We start from the raw sequence: 17618 nt of genomic DNA, 5'->3' as shown, positions 1-17618 counted from the left end.
TTTATGTTTGGTCATAGTAGGCCTCATTTCTACCACAAACGTCTCACACTTAATTCCACCATAAAAATCCGTTTTAGACTAATTTCCACTTTGGTCAGGAAAGTGGAAGTTACTTTGAGAAATTACCCTCAGAGAATATCTTTAATTTTTTCATGAAAAAACTAAGAACTTTAAACAAAAATGTGATACAATAGTAAACGATAAACTTATAAATTGTAGAAAGTTGGTTAGTTATGAAACTTCCAAAAGAAGGCGACTTTATTACAATTCAAAGTTATAAGCATGATGGGAGTCTCCACCGTACTTGGCGAGACACCATGGTACTAAAAACAACAGAGAACGCTATTATCGGCGTCAACGACCACACACTTGTTACCGAAAGTGACGGTCGTCGTTGGGTGACTCGAGAACCGGCTATTGTTTACTTTCACAAGAAATATTGGTTTAATATTATCGCTATGATTCGTGAAAATGGTATCTCCTACTACTGCAATATGGCAAGTCCTTACTATCTGGATGAAGAAGCTTTAAAATACATTGACTATGATTTGGATGTTAAAGTGTTTACAGATGGTGAAAAACGCCTCTTGGACGTTGAGGAGTATGAACGACACAAGCGAAAAATGAAGTATTCTTCTGATCTAGACTATATTCTGAAAGAGCATGTTAAGATTCTTGTTGATTGGATTAACAATGAGCGAGGTCCTTTCTCAGAAGCCTATGTCAACATTTGGTACAAACGCTACGTAGAACTAAAGAATCGGTAAAGTTGTCAGAGGTCAGGATTAAAATCCTGACCTCGTTTTTTTGGTAGTGTAAAATAAGTTGTATAAACACAAAAAGGAATAAATCCATTATGATAGAATTCGCGAAATATACAAAACAAATAGATATACTAATATTTTTTTAATTTCTTTGTTCCTTGTAAGTTTACAACAAACTTATATCGTTTAATACAAAAATACGAAGATGATTGCTATAAAAGAATTCAGATCACCTTCGTATCAAATTATTTAGTTTTTGTATTTCTATATAACATCAATCTTTTAGTACAACATTTTAAAAGGATACCTTAACAGAGAAAATGCTATTTAATCTACCAGCTCATTTAATCGTTTTTGAAAATATAAAGCAATATTTTTAGATTCAATAAACTCAAAGTATTTAATAACATCTTGCATTTGTTTAATTCCAGATTCTTTAGATTCTATCAGGTATATTTTATATCCTTCTATAAATTTGAAGGTAGATTTCTCAAAAACTTTTGTGTCATCTTTTAATAATTTTTTTAATTTCATTTCAAAGTAGTCTGCATATATTAGATGTGAATTTTCAAGGCAACAGAACCAAAAATTTAAACAAGCTGACACAACTAAATTTCTATTCTTACCGATTTTTTCGTAATAATGTGTACGCTCTAGTATTTCTTTTCCGACCCTGTAGATATAATCTGTTTCAAAAAGATGATATAAATTACCAATCAGCGCTATCTCATAGGACTCCCATCGTTCCTTCTGGAATAAATAGTCATATACTAAATTTAGATCATCTCTACTAACTACATAATTACAATCTATCTGATTTAATAGTCCCTGAACCATAATTGTATTTATTCTATAAGTTTTTTCTCCACTCTTCTCAAAAAGTTTTTGTTGCTCATTTTTTATTTCCTCCAATCCTTTAGTATTCAAACTATAAAAATTTGGAGATAAATTAACCAAAAAATCATCAAGCTCCGATCTTTTATAATGTTCTAGATAATTACAAAAATTCTCGATCGAAACATTGATATTTGATAATAATTCAAAAAACGTTGAAAGAGAAATTTCATTTTCTCCCCTTTCAAATCTAGAAAGTTGAGATTTAGATATAGAATCAGCTGCAGCATACTCTAAAGAATATCCGTTTAATTTTCTAAAATATCTAAAAGCTTCTCCGTAATTTTTCACAATTTCGTTCCCTTAACTTTCTTTTCGAGCGATAAACATACCATATTCTTTAGGAATAATCAACATACCATTATTAAACTCACTTTCCAATCTATTACGAATTATTTCATCTTCTAGTGAACCTATTTCGGAAATTCCTTTCAAGGATTGAATATATTGAACTAGATCGTCTATACTTGTCACCTGTAGCTCATCATCATAAATTAATTTTTCCACAGTGTCAAAATACCTATTTAAAAAAGCTTTCCCATTTTGTAAAGTAAAAGTTTTATTTTCCAAATTTTGATTAACCACATCTTTAAATAAGCTTGCCAAATAATCTACAACTCCATTTTCACCAAATGTAGCACAATAAAAAATTCCTCCTTTTTTTAATACTCTATTCACTTCAGAGATAGCTTTATCAATGTCATTTACATGATGTAGAAGCATATTAGCAATAACAATATCAAAAGTTTCATTTTTAAAAGAAATATTTTGGATATCCATTCTTTCATAGTTGACATTATCTCTATTTCCAATCACTGACTTCGTAGTTTCTACCATGTCATTAGAAAAATCCGTTATAATCAATTGCTTCATCTTGTCTATAGAATCAAGATTGCTTTTCCACAGTTCTCCTGTACCACATCCCAATTCTAGAATCTTTAACTCACCAGTGATTTGATAGTTAGAAAAAATCCAATTGTTAAATCCCAATTTATTTTTAGAATACCTCTTATGCAATTCTACTCGAATATCAAGATTATCATGACTTTTATATTGTTCAATTACTTTATCAATCATTCTAAATGACCTCCACTCTATAATTTGACATTATATCACAAGAATAAAGGTAGTGTAAAATAAGTTGTATAAATGCAAAAAGGAATAATTTTACTGCAGTATTGAACTATTTATTGGACTTCTCTAGACTCCAAAAAATACTTTTAACCTAAACTTCATGTTTATCCACAAATCTTAAGTCTCAACTAGTTTATTGAAGGCTCGCGAGTCATGGGCTAGGAATTCAAAGATTGGTCCATCAATTTCTGGCTATCACTTTTCCCTAGTAAAAAACCTGCCACATTGGGCAGGTTTTCGTCTAAATATCTAATTTTGTAACAGTGAACTTGATATGCGAATAGTCTTTTTCGATATCCTTATCTACCATAAAGGCTGTTGCATCCTTCTTGACCTGTACTAAGTCAATATTCTGTGCTTGAGCGGCATAGACACAGCCACAATAACATTGGCGATAAATGTCGTACTCTTCACACATTTCTACAGAGCGTTTGTAGCCTTGATTTTTCTTAAAGTCGCTTGGAAGATAATGAGTGGTGTAGATTTTCTGCACATCAATTCCGATACTATTGATGGTTTGCGAATTTTTATGAGGACTGATGGTTAGGGCTGAGCCAAAGTAGTCAAAGCCTAAGTCCATAGCCACTTGCGCTGTCTTGTCCAAACGATAGTCAAAACAAACCTTGCAACGATCGCCACCTTCAGGTTCTTCTTCCAAACCTCTGACCAGCTGACGGTATTCGTTGGGTTCATAGGGTGCTTCTAGATACTGAACCTTGTTGCCAGTTCGTTCATTGAAATCACTGACAAACTTTTTTGTCACATAGGCACGCTTGTGATACTCAGCTTTAGGATGGATATTTGAATTAGCAAAATAAATAGTCACATCCGCATACTTGGTCAAATACTCTAGAGTGTAGGTGCTACAAGGAGCACAACAGACGTGCATGAGAATGGTTGGTCTTTCTTCATTTTTTTCCCAAACTTGAACCATCTTTTGCATGACACGGTCATAGTTGATCTTTTGATTGGGATTCATCTTACTTAGAATTTCTTCTACATCGATCATACTCTTCTCCTTTTCCTCTTGCTATTGTACCACAGGATGATCCTTTGGGCAATTAGGTTTTCGTGCTTTACTCAGTTTTTAAGTCCTGGTTCAATACCTTGCCCATCCTTTTTAGACCGATTATTAGGATAGGGTAGGTTAAAAGCAAGATAAGTCCTAGAACTAAAAAGACCGCTACAAGACCCCAACGATCGATCAACCAACCTGTCAGTGGAAATATGACAATCATGGAAAGACTAAAGAGCATAGAATTGATACTAAGCATAGTTGCTCTTACACTAGAAGGTAAATAACCTTGTAAGTCATTGAAATAGATCGGCTGATAAACTGCATAGAGTGTATCGGTCAAAAGATATACGAGAAGAAGAGCAAAGGGAGTTCCTGAAAACACCAACAACAAGGTCAAGCCCGTTAGTGCAACAAGAGTCGGAAAAACTCGATTGCTATTCCATTTTTTACCAATTTGACTAGCTACATAAACTGCTATAAGATTTAAGCCACTACCAATTAGCATGACCAGCGATACCTGCCATCCTGCTAAGTCACTTACTTTCTGCTGATAGTAAAAGTAAAACATACACATGAGTGTTCCGACTAGCTGATAAGTCAGCATCCAGTAAAAGAGTACTGGTTTTTCCTGCCATTCTTTTCGAACTTGCAGGACAATCGTTTTAAAGGTTAAGGCTTCGTTTTTCTCTCTCTTAGCCATTGGTTCTTTCATAAAATAAATCAAAATGATAGAAAGAAATGAAAATCCAATAGCAATCAGATAGGTCCAAGCCAATGCTCCGTGAATGAAGAAGCCTGCCACAACTGTACCTAGGGTTCGGGTGACTTCTGCCACACCAGACAAAAAACTAGAAATCTGAAGATAGCGGTCCTTTTGACCTGCTTCTACCGCAGAATCATATAAGAAAGCGGTGCTGGTTCCCGAGTCAAAATTATAAGACCAAGCGTTGACCATCATAGCAAAAGCATAAATCCAAAAATTCCCATGACCAAACAAAATCAAGATAGAGGATACAATACTGGCCAAGCGAGCCAAATAGAGATTGGTTTTGTAGCTAAATCGATCGGCCAACATACCAGATGGGATTTCACACAAGAGACTTGTCCCATGAAAAATACTCTCTAATAGACCGATTTGAAGCAAGGATAGACCATTTTGGATGAAAAATAAAATCCAAAAACTGGTAATCCCAAAATAAGAAGTGAATTCCAGACCTGCTAGGAGTGGAATATTGCGTTTGTAAGTTCTTTTAAACATCGTTTTCTCTCTTTCAATATATAATATGAGTTTTTCTAAAAGACTTACTTAGAGTTGCCTACATTTTCTCCACCTCTTTCATTTAAAGTAATACTCAATGAAAATCAAAGAGCAAACTAGGAAGCTAGCCGCAGGCTGTACTTGAGTACGGCAAGGTGAAGCTGACGTAGTTTGAATTTGATTTTCGAAGTGTATAAAAACGCCAGACGGCGTTTATAGTTATTAAGGTTTAATACGGTGCAACATACGTGGGAATGGAATGGCTTCACGGATGTGTTTTGTACCAGCTGCGAAGGTTACCATACGCTCGATACCGATACCAAATCCACCATGTGGGACTGTACCGTATTTACGAAGATCAAGGTAGAATTCATACTCAGTACGATCCATACCGAGTGATTCCATCTTCGCTACAAGGGCATCGTAGTCTTCCTCACGCATTGAACCACCGATGATTTCTCCGTAACCTTCTGGTGCGAGCAAGTCTGCACAAAGTACGCGGTCTGGATTACCAGGAACTGGTTTCATGTAGAAGGCCTTGATGTCTGCTGGGTAGTTAATCACGAAGGTTGGTACACCAAAGTGGTTTGAAATCCATGTTTCGTGTGGTGAACCAAAGTCATCACCATGCTCGAGATGTTCGTAGTCTGCATCTTCATCATTTTCATGCTCTTGCAAAAGGTCAATGGCTTGATCGTAAGTGATGCGTTTGAACGGCTCAGCAATATAGCGTTTCAAAAGCTCCGTATCACGCTCCAATGTTTCCAAGGCTTGAGGAGCACGGTCAAGAACACCTTGAAGCAAAGCTTTAACATAAGCTTCTTGCAAGTCAAGTGACTCATCATGTGTCAAGTATGAATACTCTGCATCCATCATCCAGAACTCAGTCAAGTGACGGCGAGTTTTTGATTTTTCAGCACGGAATACTGGACCAAAGTCGAAGACACGACCAAGAGCCATAGCACCTGCTTCAAGGTAAAGCTGACCAGATTGGCTCAAGTAGGCTGGTGTTCCAAAGTAGTCTGTTTCAAACAGTTCTGTAGAATCTTCTGCAGCATTTCCTGAAAGAATTGGGCTATCAAATTTCATGAAGCCATTCTTATCAAAGAACTCATAAGTTGCATAGATGATAGCATTACGGATTTGCATGACAGCTACTTGTTTGCGTGAACGCAGCCACAAGTGACGGTTATCCATCAAGAAGTCTGTTCCGTGCTCTTTTGGAGTGATTGGGTAATCTTGAGATTCACCGATAACTTCGATGTCTGTAATATCCAACTCGTAACCAAATTTAGAACGTTCGTCTTCTTTAACAATCCCTGTCACGAAAACAGAAGTTTCTTGGCTTAGGCGTTTGATGGTGTCAAATTTTTCTAGACCTACTTCTTCACCGAATTTTTCGATAAAGTTTGGTTTAAAAGCGACACCTTGGAAAAAGGCTGTTCCATCACGCAATTGTAAGAAGGCAATTTTCCCTTTTCCTGATTTGTTGGCAACCCAGGCTCCGATGGTCACTTCTTGACCAACGTAGTCTTTTACTTCGATAATTGTTACACGTTTTGTCATCATTTATCTTCCTTTTTCGTTTAACTTGTCCAAAGACATTATCACTCATTATTGTACCACAAATAATGCCTGATAGCTAGCTAGTTTAACAGAAATTCATAAGTTTTTAGCTACAAAAACCTCCGCCAAAAGGACGGAGGTTTAACTTCTTATTTTTCCATAAATTGGTGCAAACGACGAATGGCTTCTTTAAGAGTTTCCAAGTCTGTTGCGTAGCTGAGACGAACATTTTCTGGTGCTCCAAATCCGGCTCCTGTAATCAAGGCCAGACCAACTTTTTCAAGAATAGCCGTTGTAAATGCTGTTACATCGCTATAACCTTTCATCTCCATAGCTTTTTTGACATTTGGAAAGAGATAAAAAGCTCCTTGTGGTTTGACAACTTCAAAACCAGGGACTTCACACAAGAGTGGATAGATGGTATTCAAACGTTCTTCAAATGCTTGACGCATAACTTCCACAGAATCTTGCGGTCCAGTTAGTGCCTCGATTGTTGCGTATTGAGATACCGCAGTCAGGTTAGAAGTCGTTTGACCTGTTAGTTTACTCATGGCAGCGATGATTTCTGGATCACCAACTGCATAACCTACACGCCAACCAGTCATGGCATAGGCTTTTGAAACCCCATTAATAACAATGGTTTGCTTACGAATAGCTTCTGACAGACTTGAGATTGGGACGAACTCATTCCCATTATAGACCAAACGACCATAAATATCATCTGCTAGGATGAGAATGTCATGTTCAACAGCCCAATTTCCAATGGCCAAGAGTTCCTCACGAGAATAGATCATCCCAGTCGGATTAGATGGTGAGTTTAGTACCAAGACTTTGGTCTTATCTGTGCGAGCTGCTTCTAATTGCTCCACTGTTACTTTAAAGTGATTGTCTTCTTTGGCTTGGACAAAGACTGGAACACCACCAGCCATTTTAACTTGGTCACCATAGCTGACCCAGTAAGGGGTTGGAATGATAACCTCATCTCCAGGATTAACCACAGCCATAAAGAAAGTATAAAGGGAAAACTTAGCACCTGTAGCAAAGGTGACTTCATTTGCCGCCACAGAATAACCATAATAACGTTCAAAATAGGTATTGACCGCTGCTTTTAATTCAGGCAAACCTGAAGCTACCGTATAGAAAGAAGCACGTCCATCTCGAATAGCCTCAACTGCAGTATCCTGAATACTCTCAGGAGTATGAAAATCAGGCTGACCTAAAGTTAAGAAAAGAACATCTTTTCCTTCAGCCTTTAATTTCTTAGCTCTTGCATCACTAGCCAGAGTGACACTTTCTTCCATTTCTAAGACACGTTTAGATAATTTCATAGCTTCTCCTTTTCGATTAGGGCACCAGATTCAAAATCTACTAGATAATAGTCTCCTCCAGACTTGATTTCCCAGACAGGTTTTTCAGCATAGCGTCCAAAGGTAACCGTATCAATTTCAGTTGCTCCTTTTTCTCTAACAACTGCTTCTGCTTTTTCTTGTGAAGTACCATTTTCTAGTTGATATACGTAAATATTGTTATTACTTTTCTCTATTAAAACAGCAACTGGTTTCTGATTCTTATCTTGACCAAGAACACTATAATAGCTTTCTAAGCCATTAAAGATATCAACCTGACTGACCGTTTCTAGATTCGCATACTGCTTAGCCAGTTTTTCCCCTTCTACCTTTGCTGTCTGATAAGGCTTCATGCTAAGCCACACCAAATAGAGAAAGGAAGAAGTCACAACTAGAGCCAGCAGGGTCAAGCCAATGCTGTACTGAAATAATAAGGAATTTTTTTCTTTTTTCTGTCTCATTTTCACTCGTCTATTTTACCATCTATCCTAGTGAATTACAAGTGAATAAAGGGGAGGATTTAGCAAGGAACTTCTCTTATGACAGGAGTATATGAAGCTTGAATCATTGATTTCACAGTCTTTTCATAATCTCTACTCCTAAAAATAATCTTGACTATCATAGATTTTTATTTTCTGAGCAGATTTCTTGCAAATGATTTCCTTTTGTTGTAACATTGTTTATAACAACAGAGACAACTCTGATTAAAATCTAAAGGAGACTCCCTATGTCTAAAAAAGTATTATTTATCGTTGGTTCACTTCGCAAAGGTTCTTTCAACCACCAAATGGCTCTAGAAGCTGAAAAAGCTCTTGCTGAAAATGTTGAAGTCAGCTACCTTGACTACTCTACAATTCCTTTATTTAGTCAAGACCTTGAAGTTCCTACACTTCCAGCTGTAACAGCAGCTCGTGAAGCAGTTCTTGCTGCTGATGCTATCTGGATCTTCTCTCCAGTCTACAACTTCTCGATTCCTGGTACAGTGAAAAACTTGCTTGACTGGCTTTCACGCGCAATTGACTTGTCTGATACACGCGGAGCATCTGCTCTTCAAGATAAGATTGTAACAGTATCATCTGTAGCCAATGCTGGTCATGACCAACTCTTTGCAATCTACAAAGACCTCTTGCCATTCATCCGTACACAAGTTGTTGGTGAATTCACTGCAGCTCGTGTCAACGATTCTGCTTGGGCAGATGGCAAATTAGTCCTTGAAGACAGTGTTGCTTCTTCCCTAAAACAACAAGCTGAAGACTTGGTTCAAGCTATTCAATAATTGAATCATAACCACCCGTCAAACGGGTGGTTTGCACTAGGGCTATAAGCCCAAATTACCAGCCAGCGCCTAAAGACGCTGGCTTTCACGTTGTTCAAGCTTCATTGCTCTTGACTCGTCACTTGCCTCTTAAAGAGGCGTGAGTATTACTTACCACTATCCCTAAAGGGATCCTCATATTCTTTCACACTTAATTTATCTAGTGCTATATCATGCTTTACTCGTTCTCAAATTTTTATATTCGTGAAGAGTCTGGGACAAAATAGTTCTCAGGCTCTTTACTTATATTCATTGGACGTTCAGTAACCTCGTCATCTCAGGTACCTCCTAAGAGGTGCGTCAGGAACATTTCTGCCCTCAATGAATATTCTTCAATATGATTATAGCGTTTATCAGAAGACTGTCAACTTTTCCTAAAACAAACAGCTAATTTTTACTTTGGTAGCACCACTTGGAACACACTACCTTTTCCGAGTTCACTCTCTACTGTGATGGTTCCGCCGAGGCGTTCTACAATCGTTTTAACAATCGCAAGGCCTAGGCCATTCCCTTCTTGCACATGAGAACCTTCTACTTGGTAAAATTGCTCAAAAATATGTCGTTGGTCTTCCTCACTCATTCCGATTCCGTTATCGGCAATCGTGACTCTAACCGTATCATCTACTTCTTGAATATCAATCGTTAAATGCACGCTATCTCCAGAGTACTTCACCGCATTATCAAGCAGATTCGTCCACACTTGCATGCTTAAATCTGGATCCGTCACACAATGAACGAGCTGACTCGTAAACGTCAAGTCAATTTCTTTTTGCTTCCACTTCTCCGTAATCAAAATCACGGCATGCCGAATTTGTTCATCCAGATGAACCGATTTTTTCTTCGGTTCAAAATCGCGCTCCATCTTCGTGAGTGTCACAATCCCATCGCACAGGCGACTTAATCGCAAACTCTCCGACTGCAAGATAGTCGTCAATTCTTTACGAGTTGTTTCATCTAATTTCTCATCGGCCAACAAATCACTTACCCCAACAAGGGAAGCAATCGGCGTCTTCAATTCATGCGACAGATTGGCGATAAATGCCGAGCGATGTTCATCCGTCCGCTTCAAGTCCTCCGCCATCTGATTCACATGCTGAGAAAGCTGGTCCAACTCGTTATGATATTTTGCAGTATCGTTAGGATAAGGTTTACGCGGAATCTTACGGTTGAAATCTCCTCTAGAAATCGCCTTTACCGATTCATTTAACTCCGAAATTGGCCGTGTTAAATGCACCGAACCGTACCACATCGCAAGACTTCCTACAACGATAATGACAAAACTAAAAATTAGTAGCCACGATTGAAAACTCACTTCTACATGAAGCCAATGTTTCAACACGAATACGGTCATGAGGGCAATGATACTCGTCGTCACTAAAACACTACAAAACATAAATACAAAGTAGTTTCTTAGCGGGAACTGTAATTCTTTTTGTTTATCCATTTTTAACCGTCCCCTTATACCCTAATCCTCTAATCGTCACAATATCAAAGTCCGGATTGTCTTTAAACTTCTGGCGAACCCGTTTAATGCACGCATCCACCAATCGCTCATCGAGGTCTTCTTCCATCCCCCAAATATCATCCAGCAAGTCCAGACGCGTGAAAATCTTCTCTGGATTGCTGAGCAATTTATAAAGCACATAAAACTCTTTTTTCGGAATTTGATAAACCGTATCCGTCTCTAAATCCGTTAAGGTTAACGCGTTGTAGTCGAGTTTCGTATGTGGAAAACGTAAGACTTTCTCGGTTTCCAACTGCGCTCTTCTCAGTAGCGCTCGAACACGTAAAGCCAACTCTTCTAAGCGAATAGGTTTCACCATATAATCATCGACTCCGAGTGTAAAAGCTTCTTCCAGAGACTCCAGCTGAGACTTTGCCGTAATCATTAAAATCGGCAAGGTATGTTTCGTTTCTCGCAGCGCCTTTACTAGGGAATACCCGTCCATCACTGGCATCATAATGTCGGAAATTAATAAATCCACTTGATGCTTCTCCATGACGGACAGGGCTTCTTCCCCATTTTCGGCTGTATAAATCGTATAATTTTCTTGTTTTAACTTGGTTGTAATTAAGGTGCGAATCGCATGATCGTCTTCAGCAACTAATATTCTAAACATAGCTCCACCTTCTTTCTAGAATATTATAGCACAACTGCCTACAGACGAACTAACTTCCCTTTCTTCATCTCATAAACGGTATCTACATATTCAAGCACAGAGCGGTCATGCGTTACCATAATGGCACTCTTATGTTTGGATTTCACTTCGCGTTGAATCAATTGCGCAATCTCTTGACCACGTTCTGGGTCCAGGCTGGCAGTTGGCTCATCCGCTAAAATGAGTTGTGGGTTTCCGATAAACGCACGCGCAATCGCAGCACGTTGTTTTTGTCCACCAGACATTTGATTTGGGTATTGTCCGTAGCAATCTTCAATGCCTAGTTCTGCTAATAAGCCTTTGACTTCTGCTTTGCGTTTCGCAGCGTCTTTTTCTCCTTTTAGTTTAGCGACCACTTCTAATTGGTCCCCAATTGTCATATATGGAAGTAATTGATGGTCTTGGAAAATAAACCCAAGCAACTCCAATCTTTTCTTCGTCCATTCACTTTGTTTTACATTTGTTAAGTTTTGTCCGCCGATAATAATCTCACCACTATCTGCAGATAAGAGTAATCCTGCGATAGAAAGAAGCGTTGATTTCCCTGAACCGGAAGGACCTAAAATAGCCACAAATTCTTGCGGTTCAACGGTTAAACTTAAGTCTTTAATCACATCGTGCATTTGATTGCCGTCTGCGTATGATTTTTTAATCTGTTGTAATTCAATCACTGACATCTTATTCACCATTTCCACCAATCACTTCGATTGGATCCACTTTCTTAATTTTTAATAGAGATAACGCGCCACAAATAATCGAGATGACGATAAAACTTGCAGAAATCACGGCATTATCTTCTGCTCGCATATAAAATGGCATGCTTACTGGTAAGAATGGCGTCAACGCTAAGGTAAGCCCTAGTCCGATTCCAATCCCGATAACGGAAAGAATTCCGACTTGCGATAATTGGATTCTTGTAATTTGTCCCATAGACATTCCGATGGCTTTTAACACACCAAATTGTTTTAATTTTTGCAAGGCTAAGATGTAGAAGAATACTCCTAGAATTGCGGCTGATGCGATTAATAATACCCAAGTCATTGTTTTTAAAATCATATTCGTCGCAGTGTATCCTGGGATTTTATTAATGATTTGTTGTTTGTTTGAGACCATCAACTGTTCGGATAAGAAGTCGGCTGTTACCGCTTGGCTTGTGATGATGGCTTGTGGTTGCCAAGTGTAGTTTGGATTTTTCTTTTGACGCATTTCTTCGAGTGTTTTCGAGCTGATGAAGGCCACTGAGCTATGTCCGTATTTTGCGTCTTTGGCAAAGGCCACTACTTTAAGCATTACTTCCGAAGACTTGTCTTTAATCGTGTCGCCAACATGAATGCCTTTTGCTTTATACGATTCATCTAAAATCACTTCGTTTTCAGATAAGTCAGCTGCGGCATACCCATCTTCTGTCTTAATCGTTAAGTTCTTGTACGTATCCATCGCAAAGAATGTCACATCTTGCGAACCTTCCTCGTCCTCTTTCATAAACGTAGAACGTTGAATCACAAGTCCCGTTTCGTTTTCTAAATGAAGTTCTTCAATCTCCGTTAATTCCTCGCTTGTAAGGGTTGAGTAAGGAATCACTCCTTCTGAATCCTTTGAAAGAATATAATGAACGTCCCCAAACGTATCAATTTGCGCCATAATAATGCGCCCTAATCCGTTTGTTAGGCCCGATAGGAAAATGACCATGAACATCATAATCACAATCAGGACCTCAATTAATATAAATTTTTTAGGTTGGTATTTAATTTCATTCCATGCAATTTTCATCTTTTTGCTCCTTTTTCAAATGGTAATTTTCATTATACGCTCGTTATATGACCTGAATATGACATTATTTATATAAAGAGAGTTTGTTAGATACCGCATCACTAGGATTGTGGTATAGTAGAAATACATTTATCCAAGTTTTTGAACGGAAACAGAATGTTAAAGTTTTTACTGAAAAAGAAAGAATCTCATCAACCCATGCATGGTTCTGGAAAACCAAAGAAATCAAAAAACAAAGAAGCAATCAAGCTGTCGACCGGTACCATGGTCTATTAATCACGAATGAGGTGAGTCTAGGGTACATTAAATTCTTCCCTTGGCTTATGCTTCCATTTACTGCATTTCTATATTTTGTTGCTGGGTGTAATGACCCTGTAGGGATTATTAAGGTCCTATTCTTGAGTGCGACGATCATTAATATCGTTAGCCTTCTCTTTGGACTTTTTATTTGAAAAAAACAGTAAAAAAGCGCAAAAAATCACTTCCTGTGCTATACTGTAATTGAAAATTTTTTAGTTTGGGTGTTAGAACTGTTTCCTCAGTCCTAGCGCCTTTTCTTTTTGATAAGTTTGCTTGGTGGAGAGTAGTTTGTAAATGATTCTGAGAATCTTATGAGCACAAGCAATAATCGCCTTCATCTTGCTTCCTCTTTGGGAAATTCGATTGTAAAAAGAAGAAAAAGCTGGATCCTTAGAATGTGCTGCAATTAATCCCGACATGGTTAAAGCCTGCTTGATATAGCGATTCCCTTGCGTGATGTGTGAGGATTTTTTAATGCCAGCACTTTCATAAGACTCTGGACAGAGCCCAGCCCATGATGCTAAGTGTGCATCGGATGGAAAAGCTGTAACAGTTGGTCCAATCTCAGCTAGAATAGTGCCAGCACAGTTTTCATTCACACCAGGAATGGTTTGAAGTATCCTATTTTCCTCAGGGGAACTCCTTTTCGATGTAGTGTTGAATCTCATCGGTCAATTTTTCAATGAGTTCCTGATACATCTGACATTCCTCTAAGCTCTGCTCTAAGAGGAAGCGGTCTTCTAGTGACAACTTTCCTTCCATCGCTTCAACGAGTTCTTCTGGACTTGCTTTCACTCGCTTTTGGATACAAGGGATAACAGATTCTACATTAATTGTTTCTCCGTTAATGAATAATTTTAAAAGTGCTTGCCCCGTCTTAGAAAAAATATCAGAAAGATAACTGGTTAGCTTGATATTGGCTCGTTGTAAGAGATTGTGAATTTCATTTTTAACTTGAGTTTGACGTTGCTTATAAGAACGCATGCGACGTGTCAGTAAACGAAGCTGTACCACTTCAGGGGCGGGGAGATAGGAAGGTTCAATCAGTCCGCAACGGCCGAGTTGAGCGATCCATTCAGCGTCCTTCACGTCTGTCTTACGACCAGGTACATTCTTGATATGTTGAGGATTGGCAAGTACTAAGACGAGATCAGAATCTGAAAAGATATTAAAGAGAGGGAGCCAATATTGCCCAGTACTTTCAAAAAAGACATGTGTGACATGATTTTCTACCATCCAAGCTAAGGCATTTTGAAGAGCTACAGTAGTTGTCCCAAATTTCTTCTGAATTTTCTTTGGCTTATTGGTATCTAGTGGACCATCTAGAATACAACAAACGATAGACTTTTGGTGGACATCAATACCACAACACGTTTCAATCATGACTTTCATTATAAAAACCTCCTGTTAACTATTTGAACAATAGAACAAGAGGCTACTAGTAAGATATTTTCATGCTCAAGGCATATTCGAGTTATCTCATGACTCTTGTTCATCCAGTTTTTTGTACAGGCTAGGAAAAGCCCTATTAAACACCACGGATTTGTATTGTTCAGCTTCATTATAGACTAAACTTCTTTTTCTGTCATGAGTTAGCAGGCTCTGCCTGCTTAGAGTTTTTTGTCTCGCACCTAACGGAGCGAGACGGACTGAAAGTCACATAATTGAAAAAAAAGATAGTAGAAAATGTTAGTTTCTACTATCTTTTTCTTAATCAACAAATTCATCAATCATACTATGTTTTAGTGGTAAACTACACATCACTAAAAGGAAAATAAAGGATGATTGAATCCAAAAGAGAGCCAAATCGAAAATTCCGTGCACAGCTACTACTGTCAAGAAAGAGAGGTAAAGTCCAAGGATAGGACGCTTACTCGGTACTTGACTCATATCAATCAACATTCGTACTGGAGTGGCAGAAGCAATCCCCAAGAGAACAGTACCAACAACTCCATAACTCAAAATCGTATCTATGTAAATACTATGAGCATGTTCATGATAAGGTGCTCCAATACGAGGGAAAGAGTGCATGTAGGTTAGCGGTCCTTCACCCCAGAATGGATTTTGCTTAAACAAGGCCATTCCAGCATTCCAGATAGAAACACGCTCTTCCATAGATGAATCTAAGGTTCCCATTCGAACACCCAAATCACTTGAAAATAGAAAAGCTAAACCAACCCCAAAAACTCCAACACTAAGCCAGAAAGCACGCCAGTTCTTAATAGTTGTAAAGAGATAAATAATCGCTCCAAAGATAATGGCTGGAAAAGCTGTACGATTCTGCGTAAAGTTTAAACCAAATAAATTAGCAAAGATGGCAATCATAGAAAAGATTCGTAACCACCTTAACTTCGTTGTGCTAATCAGATAAAAACCAATCATGATACAGAAACAACAGATAATTCCATAGTAATTGGGATTAAAGAAGGCAACCTCCGCTCGATTCTGATGCCAAACCTGCATTCGTGGTGAGAGGAAGGTATAATCAAATTTCTTTACAATTTGGAAATGTTCCAAGGCTGCAAAGGCTGCTGCAAAGACACTTAAGGCTAATATTCCTTCAATCGTCAACCTGAAAAATTTAGGAGTCAATTGAGATTGATAATAGTAAAAGAAGATGGCAAACAGAAACATGGCCACCGAAGAAACTACTCCCATCACATTTTGTGCCAGAAGAGAAATTGCAGTGCTATAGGCAATAAAAAAGAGCAAGACAGGGTGTTGAGACAGACGTTTCAAGATCCCCTTCATCTCCCCGGTATATACTAACCAAAGTAAGTAAGAGATAAAAATAATAACAAAAAGATAAAAAGGGAGAAAAATACTCAGAATAACTCCTAAAAGAAGTCCTTCTTGTTTCGATAAACTTTTTAACTTTTCGATGACACCTATTGATTTCACAACAGATCCTTTCCTTCTGAATATCACATTCAGATAAATAAGTTATTAAAACATTTTACCATTTTTCAAGAGATTTGAAAACCTCTTTGCCTCTATACTCCTAACTAAAACTAGGTAAAATTTTATGGTTGGCTAAGATTACTCTAAAAAACGCCCTCCCTTTTTAAAAATATGGTACAATAAATCTAATTGTTCCAGAAAGGGGCTAGCATGAAATCCTACCAAGAAGTCTATAAAATACTAGCTACTGAGACTGATTATCTAAGCGGAGAAAAAATAGCTGAAAGATTGAACTTATCCCGAACTTCCGTATGGAAGGCGATCCAACGTCTCCAACAAGAGGGGCTGGAGATTGACAGTATTAAAAATCGTGGGTATAAACTTCTGGACGGAGACCTTATCTTGCCTCAGGAAATCGAAGCGAATAGTCCCATTACTGTCCAGTTTAAACCCTCAACAAAATCTACCCAAACCGATGCTAAAGAGGCTATGGAAGCTGGTGCTAAAGGGGATAAACTCTACCTTTCCACTAGCCAAACTATGGGACGCGGTCGTTTTCAACGTCCCTATTATTCTCCAGATAAGGGGGGGATTTACATGTCCCTTCACCTACAGCCCAATCTCCCTTATCAGAATCTTCCTGCCTATACACTTCTAACAGCTGGAGCTATCTACAAGGCTATCAAAAACCTTAGTTTAATCGACGTGGATATCAAGTGGGTCAATGATATTTATCTGAACCAGAAAAAAATTGCTGGTATTCTAACAGAAGCCATTACCTCCGTCGAAACTGGACTCGTTACAGATGTTATCATTGGAGTCGGGATTAACTTTTCTATCGCTGAATTTCCCAAGAATCTACAAACTAAAGCTGGAAGCTTATTTTCTCAACATACTCCCATTACTCGCAATGAATTGATTGCTGAAATCTGGAAATGTTTCTATGAAACAGAAGCCGATGAACTCCTCTATCTCTATAAAAAGCGCTCAATCGTTTTAGGAAAAGAAATTTCCTTCAAGAAGGATCAAGAAATAATCACAGGAAAAGCCTGTGACATCTCTGATCAAGGACAACTGCTGATAGAATTAGCCAAGGGTGAAAAGATTGGGCTTAATAGTGGCGAAGTTTCGTTGACTAAATGGTAGTTCTACTAGATCAAAAAAAATCGACCTTTCTTATTGAAGGTCGATTT

The 17618-nt window shown here is 38.1% G+C and carries 17 protein-coding genes and 1 pseudogene; 3 read left to right on the top strand and 15 right to left on the bottom strand.

Going from position 1 to position 17618, the window contains the following annotated elements; translation table 11 throughout:
• Window positions 1-233: 233 nt before the first annotated feature.
• Window positions 234-767, top strand: a complete 534-nt coding sequence (locus tag QM374_RS07105) for a DUF402 domain-containing protein (RefSeq protein ID WP_000775325.1) — start codon at window positions 234-236, stop codon at window positions 765-767.
• 324 nt (window positions 768-1091) lie between these two features.
• On the opposite strand, the gene QM374_RS07100 is transcribed toward QM374_RS07105, so the two are convergent.
• From QM374_RS07100 to QM374_RS07070, 7 genes are all read right to left on the bottom strand, one after another.
• On the bottom strand, window positions 1092-1949 hold the full coding sequence (locus tag QM374_RS07100; RefSeq protein ID WP_414311303.1) for a helix-turn-helix domain-containing protein: 858 nt from the start codon (window positions 1947-1949) through the stop codon (window positions 1092-1094).
• Window positions 1950-1961: 12 nt separating this feature from the next.
• Entirely contained in the window at window positions 1962-2735 is a 774-nt protein-coding gene (locus QM374_RS07095; RefSeq protein WP_414311302.1) for a class I SAM-dependent methyltransferase, read from the bottom strand.
• Between the two features lie 298 nt (window positions 2736-3033).
• Window positions 3034-3801 (bottom strand): epoxyqueuosine reductase QueH, encoded by a 768-nt coding sequence (locus QM374_RS07090; protein ID WP_000567559.1) that lies wholly within the window; start codon window positions 3799-3801, stop codon window positions 3034-3036.
• A 67-nt stretch (window positions 3802-3868) separates the two neighbouring features.
• Entirely contained in the window at window positions 3869-5068 is a 1200-nt protein-coding gene (locus tag QM374_RS07085; RefSeq protein WP_414311301.1) for an MFS transporter, read from the bottom strand.
• A gap of 222 nt (window positions 5069-5290) precedes the next feature.
• On the bottom strand, window positions 5291-6634 hold the full coding sequence (gene asnS, locus QM374_RS07080; RefSeq protein ID WP_045763626.1) for an asparagine--tRNA ligase: 1344 nt from the start codon (window positions 6632-6634) through the stop codon (window positions 5291-5293).
• Between the two features lie 149 nt (window positions 6635-6783).
• Window positions 6784-7962 (bottom strand): pyridoxal phosphate-dependent aminotransferase, encoded by a 1179-nt coding sequence (locus QM374_RS07075; RefSeq protein ID WP_414311300.1) that lies wholly within the window; start codon window positions 7960-7962, stop codon window positions 6784-6786.
• Window positions 7959-8447 carry a DUF5590 domain-containing protein gene (locus tag QM374_RS07070; protein WP_414311299.1) on the bottom strand — a complete coding sequence of 163 codons (489 nt, stop codon included), beginning with the start codon at window positions 8445-8447 and terminating at the stop codon, window positions 7959-7961. Before QM374_RS07070 ends, QM374_RS07075 begins: the two co-directional genes overlap by 4 nt.
• A gap of 260 nt (window positions 8448-8707) precedes the next feature.
• On the opposite strand from QM374_RS07070, the gene QM374_RS07065 reads away from it, so the two are divergent.
• A complete protein-coding gene (locus QM374_RS07065; protein ID WP_414311298.1) occupies window positions 8708-9256 on the top strand; it encodes an NADPH-dependent FMN reductase in 549 nt (182 codons plus the stop codon).
• A 146-nt stretch (window positions 9257-9402) separates the two neighbouring features.
• Here QM374_RS07065 and QM374_RS07060 read toward each other — a convergent pair.
• The 8 genes and pseudogenes from QM374_RS07060 to QM374_RS07025 all read right to left on the bottom strand — a co-directional run.
• Window positions 9403-9483: pseudogene (locus QM374_RS07060) on the bottom strand (IS200/IS605 family transposase); the annotation flags it as partial.
• Window positions 9484-9689: 206 nt separating this feature from the next.
• On the bottom strand, window positions 9690-10739 hold the full coding sequence (locus QM374_RS07055) for an ATP-binding protein (RefSeq protein WP_414311297.1): 1050 nt from the start codon (window positions 10737-10739) through the stop codon (window positions 9690-9692).
• Complete coding sequence (locus QM374_RS07050; protein WP_048710758.1) at window positions 10732-11415, bottom strand: response regulator transcription factor; 684 nt, start codon at window positions 11413-11415, stop codon at window positions 10732-10734. Before QM374_RS07050 ends, QM374_RS07055 begins: the two co-directional genes overlap by 8 nt.
• Before the next feature lie 38 nt (window positions 11416-11453).
• Window positions 11454-12143 (bottom strand): ABC transporter ATP-binding protein, encoded by a 690-nt coding sequence (locus QM374_RS07045; RefSeq protein WP_414311296.1) that lies wholly within the window; start codon window positions 12141-12143, stop codon window positions 11454-11456.
• Window positions 12133-13224 (bottom strand): ABC transporter permease, encoded by a 1092-nt coding sequence (locus tag QM374_RS07040; RefSeq protein ID WP_414311295.1) that lies wholly within the window; start codon window positions 13222-13224, stop codon window positions 12133-12135. The genes QM374_RS07045 and QM374_RS07040 overlap by 11 nt, the downstream gene beginning before the upstream one ends.
• Before the next feature lie 524 nt (window positions 13225-13748).
• Complete coding sequence (locus QM374_RS07035) at window positions 13749-14192, bottom strand: transposase (protein WP_414311294.1); 444 nt, start codon at window positions 14190-14192, stop codon at window positions 13749-13751.
• Window positions 14155-14916: an IS110 family transposase gene (locus QM374_RS07030; RefSeq protein WP_414311293.1), complete on the bottom strand. Its 762-nt coding sequence runs from the start codon at window positions 14914-14916 to the stop codon at window positions 14155-14157. Before QM374_RS07030 ends, QM374_RS07035 begins: the two co-directional genes overlap by 38 nt.
• A gap of 318 nt (window positions 14917-15234) precedes the next feature.
• Window positions 15235-16425, bottom strand: coding sequence for an O-antigen ligase family protein (locus tag QM374_RS07025; RefSeq protein WP_414311292.1), 1191 nt, complete (start codon window positions 16423-16425; stop codon window positions 15235-15237).
• 210 nt (window positions 16426-16635) lie between these two features.
• On the opposite strand from QM374_RS07025, the gene birA reads away from it, so the two are divergent.
• On the top strand, window positions 16636-17571 hold the full coding sequence (gene birA, locus QM374_RS07020; RefSeq protein WP_414311291.1) for a bifunctional biotin--[acetyl-CoA-carboxylase] ligase/biotin operon repressor BirA: 936 nt from the start codon (window positions 16636-16638) through the stop codon (window positions 17569-17571).
• The last annotated feature ends 47 nt before the right edge of the window (window positions 17572-17618 follow it).

It is taken from the genome of Streptococcus infantis, from assembly GCF_047465525.1.
Lineage (GTDB): Bacteria > Bacillota > Bacilli > Lactobacillales > Streptococcaceae > Streptococcus > Streptococcus infantis_R.
The sequence above is the reverse complement of the archived record's forward strand: the minus strand, read 5'-3'. Positions and strand labels throughout refer to the sequence as shown.